We start from the raw sequence: 14,259 nt of genomic DNA, 5'->3' as shown, positions 1-14,259 counted from the left end.
GGAGCTGTCCTTATTAGGACAGCTCTTTTTTATGGGTGCGTTTTCTCTTTCGTTTCTTTCTTTTTACTTCAGCGTTTATTGCTTTATAGAAAGATACGCCCATTAACATAAGAATAATGGAGAATGGAAAAGCAGCGACGATCAGGACGTTTTGCAGCCCCTGTGTTCCGCCAAAATACACGATGATGGCTGCCATCGCTGACAGCGAAACGCCCCAAAGGATTTTGACGAATCCCGGAGGGTTCATGGATCCCCCTGTAGAAAGCATTCCCAGGACAAATGTCGCTGAATCGGCGGATGTAATGAAGAATATTGCTATGACAAACAGTGTAAGGAATGACATAACTGTACCGAGGGGATAATGCTGTAACGTTGCAAACGTCGCCGTTTCAACTGGGAATTGTGAGATTTTCTCTATGCCCAACTGCTCCAGGTTCAATGCAGAAACACCGAACACGGTGAAGAAAATGAAGCAGATCAATGATGGGACGAGTAGAACCCCGAGCATGAATTCTTTAACGGTTCTTCCTTTAGATATACGGGCAATGAATATACCGACGAATGGTGCCCAGGAGATCCACCATGCCCAATAGAAGAGAGTCCAGTCATTAATCCAGCTTCGGCCGTCTTCATCAAGGGGAGCGATCCGGAAGCTCATATCTACGAAATTTGCGATATAACTCCCGATAGAAGAAGTAAACATATTCAGGATGTACAGGGTCGGACCAACGATGAACAGCATGATCATAAGTAGGAAACCGAGTCCCATATTGGCATTACTCAAATATTTGATTCCTTTACTTACACCGGACCATGCTGACGCAAGGAACAGGACTGTTGATACAGTAAGGATAATCAGCTGTACCGTGAAGTTGGTCGGAACGTTGAACAGAAAGGCGAGTCCCTCGTTGATTTGAGCAGAACCGAAACCTAGTATGGCTGCGACCCCTACGACAGTAGCTACAACAGCCATCGTATCCACGGCCTTCCCGAGCGGTCCGTTCATTCGTTCTTCACCGAAGAGAGGAATGAGCGTCGGGCTGATCAGGCCGGAGTAACCTTTGTAAAAACGGAAGTAGGCAAGGACGAGGGCAGTCAAGGCGTAAATCGCCCAGGCGTGGATGCCCCAATGGAAAAATGAAAACTGAAGCGATTGCTTAATCGCTTCGTCACTTCCTTCTTTAGCAATCGGGCTGTTGATGAATGCGTGGGAAATGGGTTCGGCGGTCGTCCAGAACACAAGTCCCATTCCCAACCCTGCGCTAAATAACATAGCAAACCATGTCGGAAGATTGAAATCGGGTTCGTCTGATTCCTTTCCTAATTTAATCGTATTGAACCTCGAGAAAATAAGGTACACACAAAAAATTAAAATCAAAACGACGAGAAGTAGATAATACCAGCCGAAACGATCGGAAACAAACGCAGTTATTGATTCTGTTACATGTTGTAAATGTTCAGGGCCGACAGCCCCCCAAATGATGACAAGCGCACAGATGGCGATGCCATACCAAAATACACTAGATACATTTTTCAAACTTCTTTCACCTCATACGTGTATGTAAGCAGACGCTTCAAACTTCCTCATACCCTGTTTAGGTATAAAGAAAACCAGTGTCTATTCATGATGCCTGACATACTTATTTTTTCGTAAATTTGAGCGACATTTAAGAGCATAACATAAGATTAGAAAACGGCAAAATCACGTAGGGAAGCTTTACAGGAGATGGTTATGCACCTCGACGACCTATTTCTCGTATCCTCTAAATCGTGCTGTAATCGTCCGTTTTCTTTAAGAATAAAAAGAAATTGTCTCTTTTTTAAGGTCATGTAAAAAAAGTTAACATAGGTATTGTGAAAATTTTCAGTATTTGCTAAACTCTTAACTAACATACAATGTAATAAAATCTAACATTAGGAGATGGGCTGATGGATTCAACGTTTCTTATGAATAATTTATGGATCATCGTTTGTACAATCCTCGTATTACTGATGCAGGGAGGATTCATTTTACTGGAAGCAGGCTCAACGAGAATGAAGAACGCGGGACACATTGCGGGCAAAACAGTTTTCACTGTAGGGATTGTTTCTTTAGTTTTCTGGGCTGTCGGTTACGGTCTTATCTACGGTGAGGGCAATGCCATCATTGGATTTTCTGATTTCTTTTTCGGTGATGCCACAACGATGGGCGAGGGGCTTGCCGGTTCGGTTGATTTCATGTTCCAACTCGCCTTTGCGGCCATTGCTATGACTATTGCCTTTGGGGGGTTCGCTGAGCGTGCCAAGTTGATCGCTTATGTCATATTCGCTGTTTTGTTTTCCGTTATCATCTATCCTGTCATTGCTCACTGGATCTGGGGCGGCGGATGGCTAGCCGAGCATGGAAAGCAGGATTTCGCAGGATCGACAGTCGTCCATTTGACAGGTGCCATGGCCGCGCTTGCGGCTACGATGATCCTTAAGCCGAGGATCGGCAAATACAATAAGGACGGATCATCCAATGAAATTGCGGGACATAACCAAGTATTCACGGCGCTTGGGGTACTGCTTCTTTGGGTGGGATGGTTCGGATTTAATGCGGGAAGTACCTTCGGGGTGGCAGATGCTTTCTTCGGATATGTTGCTTTGAACACGCAGCTTGCAGCTGGGGCAGGTGCGGTTGGAGCCATGCTGATGGTGTGGGTGATCACGGGTAAAGCAGATGTGCCGACAACGCTGAACGGCGCATTGGCAGGGTTGGTCGCCATTACGGCTTCCTGTGCCTTTGTTGAGCCATGGGCGGCTGTCGTTATCGGTTTGATTGGCGGTGCGTTTGTATTCTTCAGTATGCGTTTCTTTGACAAACGTAGAATTGACGATCCTATCTTTGCTCTTTCTGTTCACGGAACGGTCGGAGTATGGGGGACGTTGTCCAACGGTCTTTTCGCTACTCCGGAATTGGCGACCGTCGGGCGCCCCGGGTTGTTTTACGGCGGCGGGTTTGAACAACTTGGAGTCCAGCTTTTAGGTGTCGTAAGCTGTGGACTTTATGCATTCATCGTTTCCTATATTATCCTGAAGGTCATGGATAAATCGATGGGAGGCTTGCGCGTAACGGAAGAGGAAGAAATTATGGGTCTTGACTTGAGTGAGCATGGAGGATATGGATATCCAGAGAACCTGACACCTCCGAAAACGGGTGCTTAAATAAGAATCGGGAAGGGATACGATGTTGGATACTTATGAAGCTTTAAGAGAGTATCGGGATATGAGATTGCAGTCTGCTCTTTATGGCCATAAGGAACTGCACGCACTTCATGATCGTTTGATTACAAGGACGTTTCGTCTGGCCAGGCGGCAGGTAGCGAAAGAGCAGGGTGATCCCCCTGCTCCTTTTGCTTTCTATTTAATGGGTAGTGCCGGCAGAGGTGAGCAGTCGGTTTGGAGCGATCAGGATCACGGCATTCTTTTTTCAGGAGAGGACCATCTACAGGGATACTTCCTGCGTCTTGGAGAAGAAGTGAGCCGTGGGTTGGAAGTTGTTGGTTATGATCGGTGTGAAGGAGAAGTCATGGCTTCCAATCCGCTATGGTGTCAAAGTACAGTTAGGTTCAAGGAACAAATTCGCAGTTGGCTCGAAGCGGAAGATTGGCAAACGCTGCGCCATTTTACAATATTTTTTGATTCGAGGGTGCTGCATGGGGATCCTGTTCTTTTGGAAGAGGTAAAAGCCCATGCGTTCTCACAATTGCACAAGGCCCCTCACCTTTATAAACGCTTGTATGAAAATATGGAATTCATGAAAAAAGGGACAGGAGTATTTGGTCAGCTTTTGACGGAACAGACAGGGGAGGGCAAAGGGAAAATAAACGTGAAAGAAACCGTTTATTTTCCTTATGTGAACGCCTTGAGAATTCTGGCACTATGTGAAGGCATCTATCCACCTTCCACCCTGGAGAGATTCCGTGCGCTGTTATCGTATTATCCAAGCCTCTCCGAGTATGAAGATGACTTTCGGAAGTTGTTGGAATACCGAATTCAATGGGGTCGGGATGCGGATCATTATGAAAACGTACATCTGATTTCTCCTTCTATTTTGGATAAGGAAGAGAAACGGTTGTTAAAGCGATGGATGAAGCATGGGAAGCAGTTGGTGTCAGAAACGCGGCACCACATAAGGGGAGGAGGATAAGTATGAACCCCTTCTTTCAATTCGTAAAGGATCTTTCCGGGAGATTGGGGAGCGGTTTCTCTTCCTTGAATGAGAAGGATCCGACGAGCGTGGCCTATATGAGAAGTCTGGAGCGTCAAATGAAAGAGAAGGATGTGCTCTCTCTTCCGTTTAATGACCTTCCGATTACAGTTTTTGACTTAGAAACAACCGGATTTCATCCATATAACGGGGACCGCATCCTGTCCATCGGCGCCGTAAAGGTCAAAAGAGGAGAGGTAGTGAAGGAGGATACCTTCTATTCCCTCGTCTCCTCAGAGGTTCCGCCATCGGATGAAATCACGCAGCTTACGGGAATTACGGAAGAAATGATCCATGGCGCCCCGTCTCTCCAAGAGGTACTTCGAGAGTTTTATACGTATATTAAGGATGATGTACTCGTAGCACATCATGCATCCCATGAGAAACAGTTCATGCAGCATGCCACGTGGCTTGCTTTAAAGAAGAAGTTTCAGCATCGACTCGTCGATACTTCTTTTCTGACGAGACTCACCCTTAGTGAGGAACACCAACTTAGTTTGGATGCCTGTTGTGACGTTTATGGTATAACGAATGAACAGAGGCACCATGCCCTGCACGATGCGGTAGCAGCAGCGGAAATTTGGGTGGAAAGCGCGCGGCTCGTTCAAGGGCAGGGATATTCCAACTTGAACGATGTCTACGAAAGACTTGCCAATATGGAAGATTGACAGCACAAAAACCTTTTTGTGCTGTTCGGTTATTCAAATAAACGTTGTTTCCTTTCTTTACTTATACTATATTTAATGCATACTACCACGAACATACCAACCAGTTAGTATGTAAAGGGGATGAGCAAAAGTGAGTAAGGTGGAGACGGTACGAGGACTTGTACATGTGGATCAATTGGGTAAAACGTTGATTCACGAGCACTTTTTTTTCGGATATCCTGGATTTCACGGGGACTTGACACTTGGCGGCTTCGATTTTGACGAGAAGAAAGCACAGGGCATAAAAACGGCGGCTTTGATGATGGAACACGGCGTCCAAACGGTTGTCGATCCCACGCCTAATGAGTGCGGGAGAGATGTGAAGTTGTTGAGAGCGGTGTCTGAAGCTACAGGCCTTCATATCATCTGCGCGACGGGGTTTTATTATGAAGGAGAAGGAGCAACGCCTTACTTCCAGTTTCGACAACAGCTCGGTACAGCGGAAGAAGATATCTATAGTATGTTCATGACAGAGATTACGGAAGGGATCGAAGGCACGGGAATTAAACCCGGGATCATTAAATTGGCATCAAGCAAGGGCCGGATCACGGAGTATGAGCAGATGTTTTTCCGGGCAGCGGTGCGGGTTCAAAAAGAGACGGGGATTGTCCTTTTGACACATACCCAGGAGGGAACGATGGGACCGGAGCAGATAAACTTCCTGACGGACGAGGGCGCGATTCCGGAGAAGGTCGTCATTGGTCATATGTGTGGCACAAGTGACTTAAATCAGCATTTACAAGTATTGAAAAAGGGAGCGTATGTGGCACTCGACCGTTTTGGGCTTCAAGGCATTGTTGGCGCACCGGAAGATGAAGAGAGGCTTGCTGTATTAACGGCCCTTGTAGGCATGGGCTATGAAGATCAGTTGTTTCTTGCTCACGATACGGTAAACACATGGTGGGGAAGGGAGCCTGTTCTTCCGGAAACTTTACAATCCCTGCTTGCCAATTGGCATCCTGATCATCTTTTTAAAAATATCCTCCCGGAGCTCCTTGAGAAGGGGATCCTTTCATCAGAACAGATAACTACGATATTTCATTCCAATGCTGCCCGCTTATTTGGAGGAGGAGCGGTGGAAGGAAAAATGGACAGGCTTGAAACAAAGCATATAAATTAGATCGTACACCGGTTCCGAAAACAGGAACCGGTGTTTTTTTGACGGTCCTCCTGGTTTCATCGCAGTATTCTTTTGGTATGATATAGAAAGTCGATTAAACTTAGGTCGGAAATGAGGGGGTTCTATGTCAAAACCACGCATGAAACTCAGCACGATTATTATGATATTCGTCTGCCTGGTCGTGCTCTTATCTTTGTTGATTACAGATCTCTTAATTACCCGGTCGACCGGCAGTGACATAGAGAACCAGCTGGAAGAAAAGGCCGGGATCGTTTCCAAGACAGTGGCCCAGTCGAGACTGGTTCAGCAGGAACTGGAGAATGGGGAAGCGGACATGGATATACAGGAATATACCATGTCGGTACAGGAAGCTTCTGATGTGTTATTTATTGTTGTCATGGATATGAACGGGATTCGCCTTTCTCATCCAAACCAATCCTTGATTGGAAAGCCGTTTCAAGGAGGAGATGAGCAAAGGGTGCTCGAAGGGAAGACTTACGTATCGAAGTCGGAAGGTACACTCGGGCAGTCGCTGCGCGCTTTTGCTCCAGTAATAAACAGAAAGGGCGAACAAATCGGAGCGGTGTCCGTCGGTATTTCTCTTGAGGCGGTGGAAGAATCGATTCATCAAAACCAGAGGCAGATTCTTATTGGATCGATCATCGGTGTGCTGATCGGTATCGCTGGTGCTTTTCTGCTGGCTTGGTATATTAAACGGAGTTTATTCGGACTGGAGCCCTATGCCATTGCAAGAATTCATGAAGAGCGTAACCAAATGCTTCACTCGGTGAGAGAAGGTATTATTGCAATTGACCGTGATGGAGTAATTGTTATCGTCAATGAGTCGGCGCGGCGAATCTTTCGAAAAGCGGGTCTGGGAGCCAAAGAACCGATTGGGATGGTCATCCATGATTTTCTGCCGGGAACTTCTTTGGAGCGGGTTTTAAGTACGAAAGAGGGCGAATTGGATGAAGAGCAGGTAATCAACGGGGTGGCCATTATTACAAACAGGGTCCCGTTAATCGTTCAAGAGGAAGTGATCGGTGCCATTGCGACGTTCAGAGACAAGACGGAAGTGAACAGGCTGGCAGAGGAACTGACCGGCGTTAAGCTCTATGCAGACACGCTGAGAGCCCAGTCCCACGAGTTCATGAATCAACTGCACGTCCTGCTTGGATTAATCGAAATGAGAGAATATGAACGGTTGAAGGAGTTCATCGGAACCCTTGTGGAGCATCAGGCGCATGAGGTCGGTCATGTGACGAAGTATATTAAAGATTCCGCCTTGGCAGGTTTTCTTATCGGCAAGATCAGTTATGCGAGGGAAGCGCAGGTTGGAATGACCATCGAGTGCGAGACGGAGATCCCGCCATCTAAAAATCCGGCTTTTTCACACAAATTAATTACCATTCTAGGTAATTTAATCGATAACGCAATCGAAAGTTCCGAAAACAGCGGTCGTAAACGGATCCGCGTCTTCCTTTCTTATATCGACGGCCTGCTGGAGGCTGCTGTAGAAGATCAAGGAACAGGGATCCCAAGGGGAGCTGAAAATAAAATTCTGGAGAAGGGTTTTTCAACCAAGGAAGGATTCCACAGAGGCTTCGGCCTGTTCTTGGTTAATAAAACGGTCGAAGAAGAAGGTGGTACGCTGGAAATGGAGAGGAACGATTCGGGCGGCATGACCTTTACGGTGCTTCTGCCATATGAACCAGGAGGGAAATATCATGATTAAAGTTCTGATCGTGGAAGACGATCCCATGGTGGGAGAATTGAATAAGCAGTATATCCACCAAATGGAAGGTTTTACGACGGTAAAAGTCATCAAAGAAAGTGAGAACGTTCTTCCATATTTGGAAGATGCAGCGGTTGATCTGGTACTTCTGGATATATACATGCCCAAAATGAACGGTTTGGAACTGTTGAAAGAAATTCGCAACCGTAATGCGAATGTCGATGTCATCCTGATAACGGCAGCGTCCGACAGGGAACATATACAAAAAGCGATGCGTTATGGTGCCATTGATTATTTGATCAAGCCGTTTGAATTTGAAAGGTTTGAAGAGGCCGTATTGCGATATAAAGGGCGGCGGAGTAAATGGATTCAGAAAGACCATATGAGTCAAAGAGATCTGGATTCATGGCTGCGGCCTTCGTCGGAAGCGTCTCCTCTTCCGGCAGAACTCCCGAAAGGGTTGACGAAGAACACGCTTCACCGCGTTCATAAAGCAATTCAGGCTAGAAAGGGGGAAACCTTCTCGACGGAAGATCTCTCGGATGCAACCGCCATTTCAAGGGTGTCGATCCGTAAGTATTTGAAATTTTTGAGTCGAATACAATACCTGGAGGAGACGCTCAGTTACGGTGTAGGGCGTCCGATATATCTCTATCAGACGAAAGAAGGGCAGGATCATGTCCTCCATCCATACTTATGAAAGCAGCTTCCGCAGCTGCTTTTTTTAGTTTCAATAAATAAATTAATTTCACAATATGTTCATAAATAACAGAATTTCTTATGATAGGTTCAACAATTGAAAACGCTTACTATAAAGGGAGTGGTGAAATGGCGCAAACAGCAGGTAATATGTATGAGCAAAAGCAGACAGGAAATGTCACGGAATTAAAGCAGGAGAAAAGAACGCCGAAAATCTTCGGGTTACCGGTAGTATGGTTCGGAATTTTTGCTGTAATCACGTTGGTTAGTTTATATACTGGTAATCTTCCCGGTGGTATGATCGGCAGTCTTCTCCTCATGATCGTTCTCGGAGAACTGCTTGGTTGGATCGGCGACCATACACCGATCGTTAAAACGTTCCTTGGCGGGGGAGCGATCGTAGCCATTTTCGGAGCAGCATTTATGGTCTATATGAACTGGCTCCCGGCGGCTTCGGTCGACAGCATGACCACGTTCATGACGGATGGCGGTTTTCTTAATTTCTACATCGCCGCACTCATTACAGGAAGTATTCTCGGTATGGATAAGCAGGTACTTGTTAAAGTCGGGCTGCGTTATTTCGTTCCGATCTTCGGTTCTTTGATTGGTGCAGCATTATTTGCCGGCCTGCTTGGTGCGATCGCCGGTTTTTCCATTCGAGATGCGGTACTAGTCATTACGATGCCGATCATGGGCGGGGGTATGGGAGCAGGTGCTGTGCCAATGAGTCAGGTTTATTCGGAGTTGATGGGAAATGACCCGGGATACTATATTTCCATGCTTGTTCCCGCACTCGCTCTGGGCAATGTTTTTGCTATCGTCCTTGCCAGTATGCTGGATATGCTCGGTCGAAAGGTTCCTTCCTTAAGCGGTAACGGACAGTTGATGAGTGGTTTCAAAATAAAGGAAGAAAAGCATACGTACGACATTAAGAAAATGGGTGTCGGAATGCTTGCTGCCATAGCATTCTTCTCTCTGGGGGGGCTTCTTGGCGATTTCATTCCTCTTCATCCATATGCGTTAATGATTATCCTGGTAGCTGTAGCGAAAATAGCGGATGTCATTCCGCAAACGGTCCTGGACGGTGCCAGTCAGTGGTATAAATTTGTTGCATCCAATTGGACGCTTGCCCTGTTATTTGGAATCGGTATCGCTTATACGGATTTAAATACTGTCATCGAAGCGTTGACACTTCCTTACATTCTAACTGTCTTCGGGGTAGTCTTCGGTGCGATCATCGGCGCCGGTCTGCTTGGAAAGCTGGTCGGGTTCTATCCAATAGAATCCGCCATTACAGCTGGTCTGTGTATGGCGAATATGGGTGGTACGGGAGATGTGGCTGTTCTTTCTGCCTCGAAGCGTATGGAGCTTATGCCTTTTGCGCAGATTTCTTCCCGTCTTGGAGGAGCGCTGATTCTGCTTCTTGCCGGTCTGCTTGTTCCCTTGTTTATATAAGATAAAGACCGCTTTGTGAATAGGCAGAGCGGTCTTCCTTTTTATAGGTAGACCACACCCTCAAAAGGCTGAGCGAAGACGAATGATTATATAAGTGGAAAAGAAGTATATGAGGAAAACCAATTTTGTCACCCGCCGGGTGACAAAGTTGGTTTTCCTCTTTCTTGTGAATATGCAAGCGCTATCCTATCATAAAACATGTAACGATAAACGATTTATGAAAGGAAGAGGAATGTGGCAGAATCAAACATTAAAGTAAAAGTTCAGAAGTTTGGTAACTTCCTCAGTTCAATGGTATTGCCTAATATCGGCGCTTTTATTGCTTGGGGATTAATTACGGCTTTATTTATTCCTACTGGTATTATCCCAAATGAAAGCCTTGCCAATCTGGTGGATCCTATGGTTTATTATCTGCTGCCTCTATTGATTGGTTATACAGGCGGTAAGCTTGTCCATGATCAACGTGGAGGAGTGGTAGGTGCCATTGCAACGATGGGAGTGATCGTCGGGGCACCGGAAACACCGATGTTCCTGGGTGCTATGATCATGGGGCCGCTCGGAGCATGGGTGATTAAGAAGTTCGACCAGATGATCGAAGGTAAAATTCGGGCAGGATTTGAAATGCTCATCAACAACTTTTCCGCAGGGATACTCGGTGGCCTGCTGGCCATCCTTGCTTATCTCGGTATTGGTCCGGCCGTTGACGCCTTTACAGAAGTCCTGGTAGCAGGAGTGGACTGGCTGGTTGGAGCAGGATTGCTTCCTTTGACAAGTCTTCTCATAGAACCTGCAAAAATATTGTTCTTAAATAACGCCATCAATCACGGCGTTCTTTCTCCGATCGGGCTGGAACAGGTTCAACAAGGCGGAAAATCCATCCTGTTCTTATTGGAAGCAAACCCGGGGCCGGGTCTTGGTGTTTTACTCGCTTTCATGATTTTTGGAAAAGGTACAGCAAAGAGGTCGGCACCTGGAGCAGGTATCATCCATTTCTTTGGCGGTATTCATGAAATCTACTTCCCGTATGTGCTGATGAAGCCGCTGCTCTTTGTATCTGTAATTCTGGGAGGCATGAGCGGAATCTTTACGCTGGTCCTCTTAAACGGAGGCTTGGTGTCACCAGCTTCCCCTGGTAGTATTTTCGCTATTCTTGCCGTCACACCTCCGCAGGGCGTGTCGTACGTGGCAAACATTGCCGCTATCCTGGTAGCGACAACCGTCTCTTTCCTCGTCTCGGCCGTCATATTGAAATCAAGTAAGGCTGCAGAAGAGGATATCGATCAAGCTACAAAGAAGATGGAAGAAATGAAAGGGAAAAAGAGCTCTGTTTCCGGACAATTGAATCAGGGTACCCTTCCTCAAGAGGTCAGCAAGGTTGTTTTCGCCTGTGATGCAGGTATGGGATCAAGTGCAATGGGAGCCTCTCTTTTACGTAAAAAGATGAAAGAAGCCGATCTTGATATCAAAGTAACGAACACATCAATAAGCAATCTTCCTTCGGATGCGGAAATCGTAATTACACAGGAAGAATTGACACCACGTGCCAAAAGCAAGCTTCCATCCGCTCATCATATTTCCGTAGATAACTTTTTATCAAGCCCGGAATATGAGAAACTGATTACGAGCTTGAAGAAAGACACCAGCGACAAGGTAGACAACAAAGAGCCGGCTGCTGGAAATGATGGAAAGACAGAACAGACTTCCGGTCAAGAGGAGGAGCTCTTGAAAGAGGAGAACATCTTTATAAACCAGCACTTTTCCACAAAAGAGGAGGCCATTCGTTTTGCTGGAGAAGCACTCGTTAAGGCCGGTTGTGTGGAAGACGATTATGTAGAAGCTATGCTGGAGCGGGAAACCATTACTTCTACTTATATGGGTAACAATGTAGCTATTCCTCATGGTACGGAAAATGCGAAGAAAGCTGTCATTAAATCAGGGTTTACCGTTATTCAAGTCCCGGATGGGGTTGACTTTAACGGAGAACCGGCGAAGCTGATCTTCGGTATTGCCGGAAAAGACGGAACGCATTTGGAAATTTTGTCAGGCATTGCTGTTATTTGTTCGGAACAGGACAATGTTGACCGCATGGTTCAGGCTAAAACCGCTAAAGAGTTGAAGGATATTATCAGCAGCAATTGATGGACATTTGAGAAAGGCGGAATTTCCGCCTTTCTCTTTGCATGGATGGACAAGATTAACCGGCACCTTTAAAGAAATGAGAGGATCGCATGTTTATTACATCCAAGGAAAAAGCAATCATCGATTTAATTGTAAGAACATCAGGAAAGCATACTGTCTATTCTCTTTCCGCAGCGCTTGAGGTAAGCGGAAGGACAATTCAACGAAATTTGAAATCTATTGAAAAGCTTCTTCAAACGTACCATTTGACATTGAAGCGGACAAAAGAAGAAGGTTTATTTATTGATGGTAGGAATGAACACATTTATAAGCTCATTCAGGACCTCGCCGCCGTCCATACGACCGATGAAACCCCGGAAGAAAAAAAGCTGAAACTTCTTCTCATACTGTTCCGGGAAGGGCCTTCTTTCAAGAAACAAGTCCTCTCCAACCAACTTGGGGTGAGTATTGCAACTCTGGATGCCCACTTGGAGGACTTGGAGAGCTGGTTGAAGAAATTCACGATTGCCATCTCCAAAAAAAGGGGAGTCGGCTTGGAGCTTTCGGCATCAGAAACAAGCATGCGTCAGGCTCTTGCAAGTTTTATTCTCGCCTATTTCTATGAAGAGATCATGGAGCAGTTTTATCTTTTGAAAGAAGAAAAGCACGGAGGAGAGGATGTGCTCGGCTATTTGCATGCCGGATACCTGCTGCTTGCGGATGAAGCGGTAAGTGTTCCGTTTGAAGAAGAACAGTGGAAACTTGTGGATGTGGATTACCTCGGCTTCCTTATCCATTTATGTCTTTCCATTCAAAGAACCCAGGAAGGTCACCTTCTGGAACCGATAGACATGGATGAAGAGGCCATGGCGGAACACCGGGTAGTGAAGAGGATAAAAAGCAGGTTGTTCGAGAAAGACATAACGATGACCGAAGAAGATATCCAGTATTTAACGATTGTACTTAAGGGTTCTAAGGTTCAGAGCGATCAGAAAATCTATGATGATAAAATTCTCCTCAGCCATATGATCAGGAAAGTGATCCGGGAGGTTTCATTAAATCTCCATGAAGATATGACTGATGATTTTTCTCTTTTCCAAGGGCTTGTTGCTCATATGGGACCTTCAATCTTCCGGCTGCAGCAGCAAATGGATTTATATAATCCATTGAAAGAAGAAATAAAAGCAAAGTACCCTGTCTTGTTCATGGCGGTCAAACGAAGCCTGGAAACGGTATTTGAAGACATGGAATTCCCAGATGATGAGGTTGCCTTTATCGTTCTCCATTTCGGTTCCGCCCTCGTCATGAAAGAGGAGCGGGTAAGAATTAAAGCGGTAGTTGTCTGCCCGACGGGAATCGGGGCTTCCAAAATGCTTGCCAGCAGAATCCAAAAAGAACTTCCGATGATTCAGGACGTGGATATTTTATCCATTCATGATTTTCAAAATGCAGATCTAAACCGATATGATATTGTCATCTCGACGGTCAGACTTCCGTTTTCAGGAGTGGAGTATATATTGACAAATCCATTGCTGAAGGAAGAGGATATTGATGTGATTCAAGCGTATCTTCAAAATAATGTGGATAAATTGACGACGAAGGCAGAGTGGAGCACGGCTGCTAAGGAAGAACAGCCGTCGCCGCCTGTGAAGACCAAAGTAAAGTCACTTCTTCAAGAAATTCGTGATGTTCACCGGAGTATGGATTCCATTCTTCACCATTTCCGTGTTTTCAGGAAAAAAGAAGCGGAAAGCCACTGGGACGTTTTGCGAGAAATGGTGATACAAGCAGACAGGGACGGAATTCTGGACTATCCCGATAGAGTCATAAATCGGTTGAGGGAACGGGAACAAATGGGTGGACTCGGTATTCCCGCTACGAGTATGGGGCTGTTCCACTGCCGTGATGCTAATGTCAAAGAGCTGACGTTTCAGGTGGCGCATATGGATAAGCCGGCGGTCGTCAAAGGGATGGACGGCGGTCGGGTTGCAATGAAGAGTTTACTACTCATGCTTGCACCGGAAGATTTGAGCAATAGGGAGCAGGAGATATTGAGCATGATCAGCACCGGGCTTATTGAGGATCAGACATCAATGATGATTTTTTCCTCATCTAATCATGCGTTGATAATGGAAAAATTGGAGGAGTTGTTCTTAGACTATCTTCAAACTAAACTAATAAAGGAATGATAACA

Annotated in this window: 10 protein-coding genes; 9 read left to right on the top strand and 1 reads right to left on the bottom strand. The window is 45.9% G+C overall.

Annotated features, from left to right (window positions below):
- Positions 1–13: 13 nt before the first annotated feature.
- Complete coding sequence (locus tag AXG56_RS06530; protein WP_008639305.1) at positions 14–1,537, bottom strand: BCCT family transporter; 1,524 nt, start codon at positions 1,535–1,537, stop codon at positions 14–16.
- A gap of 392 nt (positions 1,538–1,929) precedes the next feature.
- On the opposite strand from AXG56_RS06530, the gene AXG56_RS06525 reads away from it, so the two are divergent.
- From AXG56_RS06525 to AXG56_RS06485, 9 genes are all read left to right on the top strand, one after another.
- On the top strand, positions 1,930–3,186 hold the full coding sequence (locus AXG56_RS06525) for an ammonium transporter (RefSeq protein WP_008639306.1): 1,257 nt from the start codon (positions 1,930–1,932) through the stop codon (positions 3,184–3,186).
- 22 nt (positions 3,187–3,208) lie between these two features.
- On the top strand, positions 3,209–4,171 hold the full coding sequence (locus tag AXG56_RS06520) for a DUF294 nucleotidyltransferase-like domain-containing protein (RefSeq protein WP_062513696.1): 963 nt from the start codon (positions 3,209–3,211) through the stop codon (positions 4,169–4,171).
- Positions 4,172–4,173: 2 nt separating this feature from the next.
- Positions 4,174–4,899, top strand: coding sequence for an exonuclease domain-containing protein (locus AXG56_RS06515; protein ID WP_008639309.1), 726 nt, complete (start codon positions 4,174–4,176; stop codon positions 4,897–4,899).
- A 130-nt stretch (positions 4,900–5,029) separates the two neighbouring features.
- Positions 5,030–6,058, top strand: a complete 1,029-nt coding sequence (locus tag AXG56_RS06510; RefSeq protein WP_062513693.1) for a phosphotriesterase — start codon at positions 5,030–5,032, stop codon at positions 6,056–6,058.
- A 124-nt stretch (positions 6,059–6,182) separates the two neighbouring features.
- Positions 6,183–7,793, top strand: a complete 1,611-nt coding sequence (gene dcuS / locus AXG56_RS06505) for a DcuS/MalK family sensor histidine kinase (protein ID WP_062513690.1) — start codon at positions 6,183–6,185, stop codon at positions 7,791–7,793.
- Positions 7,786–8,493 carry a response regulator gene (locus AXG56_RS06500; protein WP_008639312.1) on the top strand — a complete coding sequence of 236 codons (708 nt, stop codon included), beginning with the start codon at positions 7,786–7,788 and terminating at the stop codon, positions 8,491–8,493. Before dcuS ends, AXG56_RS06500 begins: the two co-directional genes overlap by 8 nt.
- Positions 8,494–8,621: 128 nt before the next feature.
- Complete coding sequence (locus AXG56_RS06495) at positions 8,622–9,947, top strand: 2-hydroxycarboxylate transporter family protein (RefSeq protein ID WP_026577248.1); 1,326 nt, start codon at positions 8,622–8,624, stop codon at positions 9,945–9,947.
- Positions 9,948–10,181: 234 nt separating this feature from the next.
- Positions 10,182–12,086 (top strand): PTS mannitol transporter subunit IICBA, encoded by a 1,905-nt coding sequence (locus AXG56_RS06490; RefSeq protein ID WP_026577249.1) that lies wholly within the window; start codon positions 10,182–10,184, stop codon positions 12,084–12,086.
- Between the two features lie 89 nt (positions 12,087–12,175).
- On the top strand, positions 12,176–14,254 hold the full coding sequence (locus tag AXG56_RS06485; RefSeq protein ID WP_008639316.1) for a BglG family transcription antiterminator: 2,079 nt from the start codon (positions 12,176–12,178) through the stop codon (positions 14,252–14,254).
- The last annotated feature ends 5 nt before the right edge of the window (positions 14,255–14,259 follow it).

This window comes from Halobacillus sp. KGW1, from assembly GCF_001592845.1.
In the GTDB taxonomy this organism is placed as follows: Bacteria; Bacillota; Bacilli; order Bacillales; family Halobacillaceae; genus Halobacillus.
The sequence above is the reverse complement of the archived record's forward strand: the minus strand, read 5'-3'. Positions and strand labels throughout refer to the sequence as shown.

Bases quoted from the DNA above. Each gene is read 5' to 3' on its own strand.
- AXG56_RS06500 (WP_008639312.1), top strand. From the start codon at position 7,786: ATGATTAAAGTTCTGATCGTGGAAGACGATCCCATGGTGGGAGAATTG.
- AXG56_RS06520 (WP_062513696.1), top strand. From the start codon at position 3,209: ATGTTGGATACTTATGAAGCTTTAAGAGAGTATCGGGATATGAGATTG.
- dcuS (WP_062513690.1), top strand. From the start codon at position 6,183: ATGTCAAAACCACGCATGAAACTCAGCACGATTATTATGATATTCGTC.
- AXG56_RS06515 (WP_008639309.1), top strand. From the start codon at position 4,174: ATGAACCCCTTCTTTCAATTCGTAAAGGATCTTTCCGGGAGATTGGGG.
- AXG56_RS06525 (WP_008639306.1), top strand. From the start codon at position 1,930: ATGGATTCAACGTTTCTTATGAATAATTTATGGATCATCGTTTGTACA.
- AXG56_RS06485 (WP_008639316.1), top strand. From the start codon at position 12,176: ATGTTTATTACATCCAAGGAAAAAGCAATCATCGATTTAATTGTAAGA.
- AXG56_RS06495 (WP_026577248.1), top strand. From the start codon at position 8,622: ATGGCGCAAACAGCAGGTAATATGTATGAGCAAAAGCAGACAGGAAAT.